We start from the raw sequence: 12,806 nt of genomic DNA, 5'->3' as shown, positions 1-12,806 counted from the left end.
GCGTGATCACTTTGCTGATCAAGCACGGCGGTCTGCATGACCGCGACAGACGACACGGGAGCAGGCCTTGGCCCCATCAGCACGGACGACCAGGCACATTTTCGTCACCGGGGGCGTCGCCTCCTCGCTGGGTAAGGGCCTCACCGCCTCCAGCCTCGGCAACCTGTTGACCGCGCGCGGGCTGCGCGTGGTGATGCAGAAGCTCGACCCCTACCTGAACGTCGACCCGGGGACGATGAACCCGTTCCAGCACGGTGAGGTCTTCGTCACCGAGGACGGCGCCGAGACCGACCTCGACGTCGGGCACTACGAGCGCTTCCTCGACCGGGCGTTGTCCGGCAAGGCGAACGTCACCACCGGCCAGATCTACTCCGACGTGATCGCCAAGGAGCGGCGGGGGGAATACCTGGGCGACACCGTCCAGGTCATCCCGCACATCACCAACGAGATCAAGTCTCGGATCGTGGGGATGGGTGATCCGGACGAGGACGGCCAGCTCCCCGACGTGGTGATCACCGAGGTCGGCGGCACGGTCGGTGACATCGAGTCGTTGCCGTTCCTGGAGGCGATCCGCCAGGTCCGCCACGACCTGGGCCGCGACAACTGCTTCTACCTGCACGTCTCGCTGGTGCCGTACCTGGCGCCCTCGGGTGAGCTGAAGACGAAGCCGACGCAGCACTCGGTGGCGCAGCTGCGCAACATCGGTATCCAACCGGACGCGATCGTGCTCCGCTGTGACCGGGAGATCCCGGTGAAGCTCAAGGAGAAGCTGTCGCTCTACTGCGACGTGGACGCCGAGGCGGTCGTCGCCGCCCCGGACGCCCCGAGCATCTACGACATCCCGAAGGTGCTGCACCGCGAGGGGCTCGACGCGTACGTGGTGCGCCGGCTCGGCCTCTCCTTCCGGGACGTGGACTGGACCAGCTGGGACGACCTGCTGGAGCGGGTGCACCGCCCCCGGCACACGGTCACCGTCGCGGTGGTCGGTAAGTACGTCGACCTGCCCGACGCGTACCTGTCGGTGAGTGAGGCGATCCGGGCGGCGGGCTTCGGTAACCGCTCCCGGGTGCAGATCAAGTGGGTGCCCAGCGACGAGTGCGTCACCCCGGCGGGGGCGGCGGCGGCCTTGGCGGGCGTGGACGGCATCCTCATCCCGGGCGGCTTCGGCGTACGCGGCATCGAGGGCAAGATCGGCACCGCCCGGTACGCCCGCGAGGCCGGCATCCCGCTGCTGGGCCTCTGCCTCGGCCTGCAGTGCATGACCATCGAGGTGGCCCGGCACCTGGCCGGCCTGGACGGCGCCAACTCGTTGGAGTTCGACGAGCAGGCCGCGCACCCGGTCATCGCCACGATGGCCGACCAGGAGGACATCGTCGCCGGCCGGGGCGACCTGGGCGGCACCATGCGGCTGGGCGCGTACCCGGCGACGCTGACCGAGGGCTCGATCGTCGCCGAGGCGTACGGCAGCACCGAGATCAGCGAGCGGCACCGGCACCGGTACGAGGTGAACAACGCCTACCGGGACGCGCTGACCAAGGCGGGCCTGCACATCTCCGGCACCTCGCCGGACGGCCGGCTGGTCGAGTTCATCGAACTGGACCGCAGCCTGCACCCGTTCTTCGTGGCCACCCAGGCGCACCCCGAGTTGAAGAGCCGCCCGACCCGCCCGCACCCGCTGTTCGCCTCGTTCGTCAAGGCCGCGGTGGCGTACTCGCAGGCCGACCAGTTGCCGGTCGACCTGGACGCGGCGGCGGAGGCCCCGACGACGCGCAAGGCGGCCCGCAACGGCGCCGCGACGAAAGCGGCGTCCACCTCGTGAGCGAGCACCGCTACGAGGTGCGTTCCCGGCAGGAGCGGTACCGGGGGCGGATCTTCGACGTGGTCACCGAGGAGGTGACCATGCCGGGCGGTGGGACCGGGCTGCGTGACCTCGTCCGGCACGTCGGGGCGGTGGCCGTGGTGGCGCTCGACGACGCCGGCCAGGTGGTGCTGATCCGGCAGTACCGGCACCCGGTCGGGCGGCACCTGTGGGAGCTGCCGGCCGGTCTGATGGACGTCTCCGGCGAGGAGTTGCCGGCGGCGGCGCTGCGGGAGCTGGCCGAGGAGGCCGACCTCACCGCCGGGCGGGTCGACGTGCTGGTCGACCTGCACAGTTCGCCGGGGTTCACCAACGAGATCGTCCGGGTGTTCCTGGCCCGGGACCTCGCCGACGTGCCGGCCGACGAGCGGCACGAGCGCCACGACGAGGAGGCCGATCTCCAGGTCGTCCGGATGGACCTGGACGAGGCGGTCGCCATGGTCCTGGCCGGTGAGATCACCAACGCTGCGGCGGTGGCCGGGCTGCTGGCCGCGGCCCGCGCCCGGGACACCGGCTTCACGTCTCTGCGCCGGGCGCAGGCGCCGCTGCCGCGCTGAGCGTCGCCGCCGGTCCAGCCGGTGGGGGGAGTACGCGCCGAAGGGGCCCCGCGGTCAGCCGCGGGGCCCCTTTCGCTGTCTGGTCTGTCAGTCGCGCAGCGGACGGCCCTGCGCGTCCGTGCCGCCGTTGACCAGGATGAGGATGCCGTCGATGAGGCCCCAGAGGCTGCCGAAGCCGCAGGTCACCAGGCTGACGACGAGCTGCAGCACGCCGATCTTGATGTCACCCATGTAGAACCGGCCGGCGCCGAAGACGCCGAGCAGGATGCCGAGGACGCCCGCGACGACCTTGCTTTTGTCGGAGACGCCCTGGGGGTACCCCGGCTGGGGGTAGCCGGGCTGATAAGGAGGAGTGGTCATGGGCGGACACCTTAGTGATCCACTCGCCGGCTGTCCGCACCGCCACCCGGCAGATGGGACGATAATGGTGAAACACTGTCCTGTCGGCTGAGGTGACGCTCGGCCGTGCATCCGGGTGATGCCCTGACACTTCGTCAGGACACCCGCGTACCGGATGCCAGTGTGCTGGCTCGTGGCGGCGCTGGGCGGGCCTAGACTGCCGCCGCGGGAGAGGTGTACCGCGGTGGCAAAGGGGCCGTCGCGGCACCGAGCAGTCGGGGGAGAGCCGCCCCGAAGAGAGGTGTCTGCATCGTGAAGGTCGGAATCCCACGCGAGGTCAAGAACCACGAGTACCGCGTGGCGATCACGCCAGCGGGCGTCAACGAATTCACCCGCAGCGGCCACCAGGTCTTCGTCGAGTCCGGCGCCGGGGTCGGCTCCAGCATCACCGACGCGGAGTTCGCCGCCGCCGGCGCGAAGATCCTCGCCAGCGCCGACGAGGTGTGGGAGACCGCCGAGCTGGTGCTCAAGGTCAAGGAGCCGATCGCCGAGGAGTACCACCGGATGCGCGAGGGGCAGGTGCTCTTCACCTACCTGCACCTGGCCGCGTCCAAGGAGTGCACCGACGCGCTGATCGACCGGAAGGTCACCGGCATCGCGTACGAGACAGTCGAGCTGCCCGACCGGTCGCTGCCGCTGCTCGCCCCGATGTCCGAGGTGGCCGGCCGGCTTGCCCCGCAGGTCGGCGCCTTCTACATGATGCGTACCGGCGGTGGGCGCGGTGTGCTGCCCGGCGGTGTCTCCGGCGTGTACGCGGCCAAGACCGTGGTCATCGGCGCCGGCGTCTCCGGCATGAACGCCGCCGCGATCGCGCTGGGCCTGCAGTCCGAGGTGCTGCTGCTGGACAAGAACGTCGCTCGGCTGCGGCAGGCCGACGCGATCTACCGCGGCCACCTGCAGACCGTCGCCTCCAACGCGTACGAGGTCGAGCGGGCCGTGCTCGACGCCGACCTGGTCATCGGCGCGGTGCTGGTGCCCGGCGCGAAGGCCCCGACGCTGATCTCCAACGAGCTGGTCTCCCGGATGAAGCCGGGCAGCGTGCTCGTCGACATCGCCATCGACCAGGGCGGCTGCTTCGAGGACTCGCGCCCCACCACGCACGCCGACCCGGTCTACAAGGTGCACGAGTCGATCTTCTACTGCGTGGCGAACATGCCCGGCGCGGTGCCGAACACCAGCACGTACGCGCTGACCAACGTCACCCTGCCGTACGCCCTGGAGCTGGCCAACCAGGGCTGGCGCGAGGCGCTGCGCAACGACGCGGCCCTCGCGCTGGGCCTCAACACCCACGCCGGTCAGGTCACCTACGGCCCGGTCGCCGAGGCGCACGGCATGGACGTGCTCCCGCTGGCCGACGCGCTGGCCTGAACGGTGGCGGGCTGACCAGCGGCATGGACCCCGCCGGCGTGGGCGAACCGCCCGCGCCGGCGCTGCGCCGTGCCGTGCGCGGCTACCTCGACCACCTGACCGTCGAACGTGGCCTCTCCGCGAACACGCTCGCCTCGTACCGTCGGGATCTGGACCGCTATCTCGCGACCCTGGTCGATGCCGGCGTCGCCGACCTCGCGTCGGTCGGCGCCGGCCTCGTCGAGTCGCACCTGGCGCGACTACGCGCCGGCGACGACGTACACCCGCCCCTCGCCGTCTCCTCCGCCGCCCGCGCGGCCAGCGCGGTACGCGGCCTGCACCGCTTCGCGCTGCGCGAGGGCCTGGCCGGCGCCGACCCGAGCCGCGACGTCCGCCCGCCCACGCCGCCCCGGCGGCTGCCCCGGGCGTTGCCGGTCGACGACGTGGTCCGGCTGCTGGAAACCGCCGGCCCGATCACCGCGACCGGCGACGACGCGCCCCTGGCGCTGCGCGACCGGGCGCTGCTGGAGTTCCTGTACGGCACCGGCGCGCGCATCTCCGAAGCGGTCGGCGCCGCCGTGGACGACCTCGACACCGACGAGGGCACGGTGCTGCTGCGCGGCAAGGGCGGCCGGGTGCGGCTGGTGCCCATCGGTGGGTACGCCGTCGACGCGGTCCGCGCCTACCTGGTCCGGGCCCGCCCCGGCCTGGCCGCCACCGGTCGGGGCACCCCGGCGGTGTTCCTCAACGCCCGTGGCGGCGCGCTGTCGCGCCAGGGCGCCTGGGGCATCCTGCGCCGCGCCGCCGACCGGGCCGGGCTGCCCGTCGTCGGGCCGGCCGCCGTGTCCCCGCACACCCTGCGCCACTCGTACGCCACCCACCTGCTCGACGGCGGCGCCGACGTCCGGGTGGTCCAGGAGCTGCTCGGCCACGCCTCGGTGACCACCACCCAGGTCTACACGTTGGTCACCGTGGAGCGGTTGCGCGAGGTGTACGCCACCGCCCACCCCCGCGCCCAGGGCTGAACCGGTCGCGGTCGGCGCCGACACGCCGGGCCGGTGCCGAACCCCCTGCTGGTCGGTGGCGTACAGTCGGCATCGGCGCGGACCTCCTGGAGCGACACGGCCGGGGTGCGCAGCGGCGCCGCGAAGGACGTCGGACGGCTCCGACGCCGGGTGGGTCGTCGGGAGGGGGCAACGAGCACATGGCTGGCAACGGTGACCGTGCCGAGACCTGGACGTCGGAGCTCCGCGAGCAGCAGGCCACGCTCGGCGCGGACCTGGGTCCTGCGGACCCGGCTGCCTACACGATGCGCAAGCCCATCCCCGAGCCGATGCCCACCGACCGGCACGGCCCCGCGCGCATCATCGCGATGGCCAACCAGAAGGGTGGGGTCGGCAAGACGACCACCACCATCAACCTCGGTGCGGCCCTCGCGGAATACGGCCGCAAGGTCCTGCTGGTCGACTTCGACCCGCAGGGCGCCCTCTCGGTGGGCCTGGGCGTCAACCCGCACAACCTCGACCTGTCCGTCTACAACCTGCTCATGCAGGACGACGTGACCGCCGAAGACGTCCTGATCAAGACCGACGTTGCGGGCCTGCACCTGCTGCCGGCCAACATCGACCTCTCCGCCGCCGAGATCCAACTCGTCAACGAGGTCGCCCGGGAGATGGCCCTGGCCCGGGTCCTGCGCACGGTCCGCAAGGAATACGACTACATCCTGATCGACTGCCAGCCGTCGCTCGGCCTGCTGGCGATCAACGCGCTGACCGTCGCGCACGGTGTGCTCATCCCGCTGGAGTGCGAGTTCTTCAGCCTGCGCGGTGTGGCACTGCTGCTCGACACCATCGACAAGGTGCGCGAGCGGCTCAACTTCGACCTGGAGCTCGAAGGCATCCTCGCCACCATGTACGACAGCCGCACCACGCACTGCCGCCAGGTCCTCCAACGGGTGGTGGAAGCGTTCGGCGACAAGGTCTACCAGACGGTCATCACCAAGACGGTGAAGTTCCCCGAGTCCACCGTGGCCGGTGCCCCCATCACGACGATGGACCCGGCGTCCTCCGGGGCACGTAACTACCGTCAGCTGGCCCGCGAGGTGATCGCCGCCCAGTCGGAGCGGTAGCCGGAACGCCCGGTGCCCGTCTCGTGGACTACGGTCGTCCGGTGACCGCGCCACCCCTCGACCCGCCCGAGACCGCCGCTGCGGCCGTGGTCGACGGTGCGCAGCCCGCCGAAGCGGCTGCCACCGGCTTCACGGTGCGGCTGGCCAACTTCACCGGCCCGTTCGACCTGCTGCTGCAACTGATCGGCAAGCACAAACTCGACGTCACCGAGGTGGCCCTGCACACGGTCACCGACGAGTTCATCGCCTACATCAGGGCGATGGGCGACGACTGGGACCTGGACGAGGCCAGCGAGTTCCTGCTCATCGCCGCGACCCTGCTCGACCTGAAGGCGGCCCGGCTGCTGCCCGCCGCCGAGGTCGAGGACGAGGCCGACCTCGCGCTGCTGGAGGCACGGGACCTGCTCTTCGCCCGGCTGTTGCAGTACAAGGCGTACAAGGAAGCGGCGGCGCACATCGCCGAGCTGGAAGCCGTCGGCGGCCGGCGCTATCCGCGGGCGGTCAGCCTGGAGCCCCGCTACGCCGAGGCGCTACCCGATCTGGTGCTCGGCATCGGCCCCCAGCGGTTGCTGAAGCTGGCCGTGAAGGCGATGACCCCGAAGCCGGTGCCGGAGGTCTCGATCGCCCACGTGCACATGGTCCGGGTCAGTGTCCGAGAACACGCGGCCATCCTCACCGCCCGGCTGCGCCGGGCCGGCACGGCCACGTTCTCGTTGCTCTGCGCCGACTGCGAAGCCACCCTGGAGGTGGTGGCCCGGTTCCTCGCGCTGCTGGAGCTGTACCGGGAGGGGCTGGTGTCGTTCGTGCAGGAGCAGGCCCTGGAGGAGCTGACCGTGCGCTGGACCGGCCCGGCCGACGGCGACACCGAACTGCACGTCGACGAGTACGCCGGCACCCCGGCCGACGACCCGGAGCAGACGAGGGCTGAGCCTGAGCTGGTGCGGGCTGAGCCTGAGTCGGCGGGGGTTGGGCCTGAGTCGGTGCGGGTTGGGCCTGAGCCGGCGAGGGTTGGGCCTGAGCCGGTGGGCGGGGCCGGCGGGCGGGACGGGGCGGACACGACGGAGGGTGCACGGGATGAGTGACGAGGAACGCCGGGACTCGCTGGCCGACCAGGCTGCCGCCTGGGTGCCCCCGTGGGACCGCCCTCGCCCGCCCGCCGCCGACACCCCCGCGCCGCCGGACGAGTCAGCCGCACCACCGGACACCGACGAGCCCGGAGCGGCACCGCCCCGACCGGAGGCCGAATCCGCCGCCGGCTCCGGCGAGCCGGACCTGGGCCCGGGAGAGCCAGACCCGGACGGGGTTGCCTCGGACGAGGTGGACCCTGCGGCGACGGAGTTCGCTCCGGTGACGCCGGCCACGGCCGAGCCCGACCTCGGCGCGTTGACGCCGGATCGGGCGGGATCGGACCTGGGTTCGGTGACGCCGCCCACGGCCGCGGTGACGGAGGACACGGCAGGGGAGTCGGGCGGCGCTGCGGACGTACCCCGGAAGCAGCCGGCGGGGCGGCGGCGGGCGACGGCCGCGCCGGAGCCCGCGCCCGAGCTGTCCGACGCCGAGCTGCGCGGCGCGTTGGAAGCGATCCTGCTGGTCGTCGACGAGCCGGTCAGCGAGCTGGTCCTCGCCCAGGTGCTGGAGCAGCCCGCCGAGCGGGTCGGGCCGATGCTCGACGAGATCGCCGCCGGTTACACCGCGGCCGGGCACGGGTTCGAGCTGCGCCGGGCGGCCGGCGGGTGGCGGCTGTACACCCGGCCGGAATACGCTACGTACGTTGAGCGGTTCGTGCTGGACGGGCAGTCCGTGCGGCTGACCCAGGCGGCGCTGGAGACGCTCGCCGTGGTCGCCTACAAGCAGCCGGTGACCCGTTCGCGAATCTCAGCCATCCGGGGTGTGAACTGCGACGGGGTGATCCGTACGCTGGTAACCCGTGGCCTCGTCGAGGAGTGCGGCACCGAACAGGACAGCGGGGCGTTCCTCTACCGGACCACCACGTTGTTCCTGGAGAAGCTCGGGCTGAACACCGTCGACGAGCTGCCGCCCCTCGCACCCTTCCTGCCCGACGACGTAGAAGAGCTTGCTGATGCGACCCGATAACCGTGTCCCCAAACCCGACGCCCCCGTGTTCGAGGGGGCTGAGCGCCTGCAGAAGGTGCTCGCCGCCGCCGGCGTGGGTTCCCGGCGCGCCTGCGAAGACCTGATCTTCCGCCGCCGGGTCACGGTGGACGGGCGGGTCGCCAAGCTCGGCGACAAGGTCGACCCGGCCACCTCCGTGATCCACGTGGACGGGGAGCGCCTCCAGGTCGACGTTCGGCTGGTCTACGTGGCGATGAACAAGCCGCGTGGGGTGGTCACCTCCATGGCGGACGACAAGGGCCGCAACGAGCTGGCGGACTTCATCGGCGCGCGGCTGGAGCAGCGGGTCTACCACGTCGGGCGGCTCGACGCGGACAGCGAGGGGCTGCTGCTGCTCACCAACGACGGCACCCTCGCGCACAAGCTCATGCACCCCTCGTACCAGGTGCTGAAGACCTACCTCGCCGAGGTGGTCGGGCCGATCCCGCGCAACCTGAGCAAGCGGCTGTTGGCCGGCGTCGAGCTGGAGGACGGGCCGGTCAAGGTCGACTCGTTCAAGGTGGTGGACACTCTGGGTAAATCCGCCCAGGTGGAGCTGAGCCTGCACGAGGGTCGCAAGCACATCGTCCGGCGGTTGATGGATGAGGTCGGGCACCCGGTCACCCGGTTGGTGCGTACCTCGATCGGCCCCATCCGGCTCGGTGAACTGCGCACCGGCCGGCTCCGGCGGTTGACCAACGCCGAGGTCGCCGCCCTGTTCGCCGCGGTGGGTGACTGACCCCCGAGTTCGGGGTACGGCAGCCGGTAGGCTCCACCGACGGCCGGGACGCGGCCGCCCGGGTGGCGCGGGTCGCCCCCGGCGGCGTCGCGCGCGGGTTCGCCAGACGACCCGGCATGATTGATGACGATTGACAACCGCTTGCGGCGCCAGCTCACCGGGCGATCCGTGAGGTACGGGCTGAGGAGGACACGGTGGAGGAAAACGTACGGTTCGGGCGATGTGTGGTCGCCGTGGACGGGCCGTCCGGTTCGGGTAAGTCAACCGTGTCGCGGCGGCTCGCCGCAGGCATCGGTGCGCGCTACCTCGACACCGGAGCGATGTACCGGGCGATCACGTGGGCCGTGCTGCGCTCCGGCGTGGACCTCACCGACGCCGCGTCGGTGGCCAAGGTCGCCGGCGAGGTCGACCTGCGCATCGGCACCGACCCGCAGGGGTACGGCGTGACCGTCGACGGGGTCGGCGTGGACGCGGAGATCCGTGGCGCCGAGGTGACCGCAGCGGTCTCCGCCGTCGCCGCCGTACCGGCTGTTCGTGAGCTGCTCGTCAGCCGGCAGCGCGAGATGATCGCCAACGCTGGTCGGATGGTGGTCGAGGGTCGCGACATCGGCTCGGTCGTGGCGCCGGACGCCGACCTGAAGGTCTTCCTGACCGCCTCCGAGGCGGCCCGTGCGGCCCGGCGCAGCGCCGAGGACGCCGCCGACGTGGCGGCCACGGCCGCCGACCTGGCGCGGCGGGACCGTCTCGACTCGACCCGCAAGGTCAACCCGCTGGCCCAGGCGCCCGACGCGGTCGTGCTGGACACCACCGAGCTGGGCATCGACGAGGTCGTGGCGCGGATGCGCGACCTGCTCACCGAGCGGAGCGTGGCATGAGCGAGCGGAGCGAGCGAATCATCGGGCTCGGCGTGGTTGTGCCTCATGGCGCTCCGGAGCGAAGCGGAGGAGTGGCATGAGCGAGGGTTCCTGGGTGGAGCTGCGCGAGCCCGACGTCGCCGTCGAGGAGCCGAGCGGCCCGCAGCCGGTGGTGGCCGTGGTTGGCCGCCCCAACGTCGGCAAGTCGACGCTTGTCAACCGGATCATCGGTCGCCGGCAGGCGGTCGTCGAGGACGTTCCCGGTGTGACCCGCGACCGGGTCCCGTACGACGCGCAGTGGAACGGCCGGGCGTTCACCGTGGTGGACACCGGCGGTTGGGAGCCGGACGCGAAGGACCGGGCCGCGGCCATCGCGGCGCAGGCCGAGACGGCGGTCGTCACCGCCGACGTGGTGCTCTTCGTGGTCGACGCGATGGTGGGCTCCACCGACGTGGACGAGGCAGCGGTGAAGATGCTGCGGCGCAGCGCCAAGCCGGTGATCCTGGTGGCCAACAAGGCCGACAACAACTCCATCGAGATGGAGGCGACCTCGCTGTGGTCGCTCGGTCTCGGTGAGCCGTTCCCGGTGTCCGCGCTGCACGGACGCGGCTCCGGCGACCTGCTGGACGCCATCCTCGCCGCATTGCCGGAGGCACCGGCGATCGTGGAGAACCGCCCACGCGGACCGCGCCGGGTGGCGCTGGTCGGGCGGCCGAACGTCGGCAAGTCCAGCCTGCTCAACCGGTTCTCCGGTGAGGAGCGGGCGGTCGTCGACTCGGTGGCGGGCACCACTGTGGACCCGGTGGACAGCCTGGTCGAGATCGGCGGTCAGACCTGGCAGCTGGTGGACACGGCCGGACTGCGCAAGCGGGTCGGCAAGGCCAGCGGCACCGAGTACTACGCCAGCCTGCGCACCGCCGGCGCGATCGAGGCCGCCGAGGTGGCCGTGGTGCTGCTGGACTCCAGCGAACCGATCAGCGAGCAGGACCAGCGGATCCTGTCGATGGTGACCGAGTCGGGCCGGGCGCTGGTCATCGCGTTCAACAAGTGGGACCTGGTCGACGCCGACCGTCGGTACTACCTGGACAAGGAAATCGACCGGGAGTTGCGCCGCATCCCCTGGGCGCTCCGGCTGAACCTGTCGGCGATGACCGGCCGTGCCGTGGACAAGCTGGCCCCCGCCCTGAACAAGGCGTTGGCCAGCTGGGAAACCCGCGTGCCGACCGCGCAGCTCAACCAGTGGCTGACCGCGCTGGTGCAGGCCACCCCCCACCCGGTGCGAGGTGGACGGGCGCCGCGGATCCTGTTCGCGACGCAGGCCGGCGTGGCGCCGCCACGGTTCGTGCTCTTCACCACCGGTCCGCTGGACGCCGGCTACCAGCGCTTCGTCGAGCGCAAGCTCCGCGAGGAATTCGGGTACGAGGGCAGCCCGATCGAAATCTCGGTACGCCCGCGCAAGAAGCTCGGCCCCGGCGGCAGAGGCAAGGCGCACGGCTGACCCACCCTGTTCTGTCGAAATGCCGGATGGGCCCTCCCGCCCATCCGGCATTTCTCCTACCCCACCCTCCTAGGACGCTTTAGGGGGTGTGCGGTGGTTCGGTTACCACGCGACGCCGGTGGGGCCTGTGCGGGCGACCCGAGAGTGCTGCGCTAAGCTGTACCGGCTGCCGCGGGGGAAACCACGCGGGGGCGGGACGTGGCGCAGCTTGGTAGCGCACTTGACTGGGGGTCAAGGGGTCGTCGGTTCGAATCCGGCCGTCCCGACGCAGGTCAGAGGGCTGATCCGGAAATCGGGTCGGCCCTTTCGCCGTTCTGGGGACCAAGATCAGTCAAGTTGGAGTGTGTCTAGCGCTGCTTGACCGCTGGTCAAGCCATGTGGCCAGCCCTGTTGCCCGCCGAATTGCTCTCTTCGCATCGTCAAGGCGGCCCCGTCGCGGGCCGCCTTGACGATGCCGGACCTGGGCCGGGCCGATGGCCTCCCTAGACGCGCGGCAGCGCGAGCCAGTCCTGCCAAGTAATGTCGCGGCCCAGATAGCGGGGCTGCTGGAAGGGCCAGTCGGCGGCAATCCATTGCGGCACCAGCGCGTCGAGCGCGCGCTCCACCTCGCTGCCTACGAGGTCGTCCACCACCCACCAGGAGACCTCTCCGTCGGAGCCGGTGCGCTCGGGCGGATCGATGTAGACGCAGCCGAAGATCGTCGTCTCCTCGTCGTCCAGCAGCGCGTAGTTGAACGACTGGTGCGCGGCTATCTCCTTCTCGTGCCGCAGCAAGTCGATGCGGTCCTCTTCATAGGTCATCGTCTCCTTGGGCCAACCCCAGGCCGGGCCGAAGATCTCCCACAAGCGCTCTCGGGAGCCCATCACGGCGGGGTAGTCGATCGCGGTGTCCGCCTCCCGGATCGGCCGTAGGTGAAGCGCGGTGTTGGGCACGGGTACGTAGACGGGGTGGACGAAGTCCTCAGGCAGCCAACTCATAGGGGTCGAGGCTACAACCGGTCGACGCGGGATGATCTAGGCGCCTGGACGTGGCGGCCAGTGTGGCGAGGCAGGTCAAGCTAGGCCGCCGCCGTGCGACTTCCGGCTGGGTCCGCACTTCCTAAATCGCGTGTTGCAGTCGCCGAGGGTGTCAGCGCTTTGGGGACCAGGTGGGGACCTCACGGTGTGCGCGATGGTGTCCGGCATGCCGTCGACTGCACGGCCTGATCGTGGGATAGCGTGCGTGACGTACGTGGACGTGTGGCGAATCGTCCTGGGGGTCAAGGGGTCGTCGGTTCGAATCCGGCCGTCCCGACTGGTATTCACCAGCGGATAT

At 71.2% G+C, this 12,806-nt stretch carries 12 protein-coding genes and 1 tRNA gene; 11 read left to right on the top strand and 2 right to left on the bottom strand.

What is annotated here, in order from left to right:
* Window positions 1-67 precede the first annotated feature (67 nt).
* Window positions 68-1,819: a CTP synthase gene (locus V6U86_RS32085; RefSeq protein WP_334510040.1), complete on the top strand. Its 1,752-nt coding sequence runs from the start codon at window positions 68-70 to the stop codon at window positions 1,817-1,819.
* The gene (locus V6U86_RS32080; protein WP_334510038.1) at window positions 1,816-2,415 is read left to right on the top strand and encodes an NUDIX hydrolase; all 600 of its coding nucleotides are present in this window, start codon (window positions 1,816-1,818) and stop codon (window positions 2,413-2,415) included. The genes V6U86_RS32085 and V6U86_RS32080 overlap by 4 nt, the downstream gene beginning before the upstream one ends.
* An 87-nt stretch (window positions 2,416-2,502) precedes the next feature.
* Here the strand turns inward: V6U86_RS32080 and V6U86_RS32075 are convergent, their stop codons facing one another.
* The gene (locus tag V6U86_RS32075; protein WP_442935041.1) at window positions 2,503-2,775 is read right to left on the bottom strand and encodes a TM2 domain-containing protein; all 273 of its coding nucleotides are present in this window, start codon (window positions 2,773-2,775) and stop codon (window positions 2,503-2,505) included.
* Window positions 2,776-3,066: 291 nt separating this feature from the next.
* Between V6U86_RS32075 and ald the strand changes: the two genes are divergently transcribed.
* The 9 genes from ald to V6U86_RS32030 all read left to right on the top strand — a co-directional run bounded on the left by ald (window position 3,067) and on the right by V6U86_RS32030 (window position 11,758).
* Window positions 3,067-4,182, top strand: coding sequence for an alanine dehydrogenase (gene ald / locus V6U86_RS32070; protein ID WP_334510034.1), 1,116 nt, complete (start codon window positions 3,067-3,069; stop codon window positions 4,180-4,182).
* A gap of 23 nt (window positions 4,183-4,205) precedes the next feature.
* On the top strand, window positions 4,206-5,186 hold the full coding sequence (locus V6U86_RS32065) for a site-specific tyrosine recombinase XerD (RefSeq protein WP_334510031.1): 981 nt from the start codon (window positions 4,206-4,208) through the stop codon (window positions 5,184-5,186).
* A 179-nt stretch (window positions 5,187-5,365) separates the two neighbouring features.
* Window positions 5,366-6,289, top strand: coding sequence for a ParA family protein (locus tag V6U86_RS32060; protein ID WP_030334877.1), 924 nt, complete (start codon window positions 5,366-5,368; stop codon window positions 6,287-6,289).
* A gap of 41 nt (window positions 6,290-6,330) precedes the next feature.
* Entirely contained in the window at window positions 6,331-7,371 is a 1,041-nt protein-coding gene (locus V6U86_RS32055) for a segregation and condensation protein A (protein WP_334510027.1), read from the top strand.
* Entirely contained in the window at window positions 7,364-8,383 is a 1,020-nt protein-coding gene (gene scpB / locus V6U86_RS32050; protein WP_334510025.1) for an SMC-Scp complex subunit ScpB, read from the top strand. Before V6U86_RS32055 ends, scpB begins: the two co-directional genes overlap by 8 nt.
* Entirely contained in the window at window positions 8,370-9,140 is a 771-nt protein-coding gene (locus tag V6U86_RS32045) for a pseudouridine synthase (RefSeq protein WP_334510022.1), read from the top strand. Before scpB ends, V6U86_RS32045 begins: the two co-directional genes overlap by 14 nt.
* A 194-nt stretch (window positions 9,141-9,334) precedes the next feature.
* On the top strand, window positions 9,335-10,015 hold the full coding sequence (gene cmk, locus V6U86_RS32040) for a (d)CMP kinase (protein WP_334510020.1): 681 nt from the start codon (window positions 9,335-9,337) through the stop codon (window positions 10,013-10,015).
* Window positions 10,016-10,091: 76 nt separating this feature from the next.
* Window positions 10,092-11,492 carry a ribosome biogenesis GTPase Der gene (gene der / locus V6U86_RS32035; RefSeq protein ID WP_334510018.1) on the top strand — a complete coding sequence of 467 codons (1,401 nt, stop codon included), beginning with the start codon at window positions 10,092-10,094 and terminating at the stop codon, window positions 11,490-11,492.
* A gap of 192 nt (window positions 11,493-11,684) precedes the next feature.
* Window positions 11,685-11,758, top strand: a tRNA-Pro gene (locus V6U86_RS32030).
* 216 nt (window positions 11,759-11,974) lie between these two features.
* Here V6U86_RS32030 and V6U86_RS32025 read toward each other — a convergent pair.
* Complete coding sequence (locus V6U86_RS32025; protein ID WP_334510015.1) at window positions 11,975-12,469, bottom strand: N-acetyltransferase; 495 nt, start codon at window positions 12,467-12,469, stop codon at window positions 11,975-11,977.
* Between the last annotated feature and the right edge of the window lie 337 nt (window positions 12,470-12,806).

Source organism: Micromonospora sp. CPCC 205558, from assembly GCF_036902955.1.
Taxonomy (GTDB): Bacteria; Actinomycetota; Actinomycetes; order Mycobacteriales; family Micromonosporaceae; genus Micromonospora.
Note: the sequence above shows the minus strand (reverse complement) of the source record. Positions and strands in the feature narration are given on the sequence as shown.